Below are 376 nucleotides of genomic sequence, written 5' to 3'. Positions count from 1 at the left end.
CACCCAAGTAGCACGGGGCCCGAGAAATCCCGTGTGAATCTGGCGGGACCACCCGCTAAGCCTAAATATTCCCTGGTGACCGATAGCGGATAGTACCGTGAGGGAATGGTGAAAAGTACCGCGGGAGCGGAGTGAAATAGTACCTGAAACCGTGTGCCTACAAGCCGTGGGAGCGTCGGAATGAGGCTTGCCTTGTTCTCGTGACTGCGTGCCTTTTGAAGAATGAGCCTGCGAGTTTGCGGTGTGTTGCGAGGTTAACCCGGGTGGGGTAGCCGTAGCGAAAGCGAGTCCGAATAGGGCGTTTGAGTAGCACGCTCAAGACCCGAAGCGGAGTGATCTAGCCATGGGCAGGTTGAAGCGGAGGTAAGACTTCGTG

1 rRNA gene is annotated in these 376 nt (G+C 56.6%); it reads left to right on the top strand.

The annotated features are described in order from the left end of the window. Positions 1-376: ribosomal RNA gene (locus tag KUM32_RS29785) — 23S ribosomal RNA — on the top strand; the annotation flags it as partial.

The organism is Streptomyces sp. AC627_RSS907 (assembly GCF_019049165.1).
Note: the sequence above shows the minus strand (reverse complement) of the source record. Positions and strands in the feature narration are given on the sequence as shown.